The 491-nt window shown below is 69.9% G+C and carries 1 protein-coding gene; it reads right to left on the bottom strand.

The window, feature by feature from the left end:
- Nucleotides 1–227: 227 nt before the first annotated feature.
- A partial coding sequence (locus tag ON23_RS38960) for a hypothetical protein (protein WP_039781878.1) occupies nt 228–491 on the bottom strand: 264 nt, incomplete at its 5' end.

Raw genomic sequence — 491 nt, 5'->3', positions numbered from 1 at the left:
CCGCCGGTGAATGGTGGGCAGGGCGGTGGTTTCCGGGACCCGTCGGATCCCAATTACATGACTCCGTCGCGTCCGGCTCCCGCCCCGCCGGCGAACGGTGGGCAGGGCGGTGGTGGTTTCCGTGATCCGTCGGATCCGAATTACATGACGCCGTCACGTCCTGCGCCGCAGCCGCCGGTGAATGGTGGACAAGGAGGCGGTGGGTTCCGCTCACCCTCGGATCCGAACTATATGACGCCGACGCGCCCGGCCCCCGCGCCGCCGGTGGGCGGTGGTGACGGATCGACACCACATCCGGCCGGCAACTCCGCGAACGCGGCCCCCGGCTCTCGCCCGGCGCCCTCGATCAACGCAGCGCCGGTGGGGAATTCGAATAATCCCCCGAATTTCTCCCGGCCGTTCACGCAGCCGGGTGCGTCGGTGGGCGGGCCGGTGAGTTCGTCGTCGGCACCGGCACACGCTGCGCCGGTGGGTAATTCGAGTAACCCGCC

It is taken from the genome of Nocardia cerradoensis NBRC 101014 (genome assembly GCF_000308535.1).
GTDB classification, from domain to species: domain Bacteria; phylum Actinomycetota; class Actinomycetes; order Mycobacteriales; family Mycobacteriaceae; genus Nocardia; species Nocardia cerradoensis.
The sequence above is the reverse complement of the archived record's forward strand: the minus strand, read 5'-3'. Positions and strand labels throughout refer to the sequence as shown.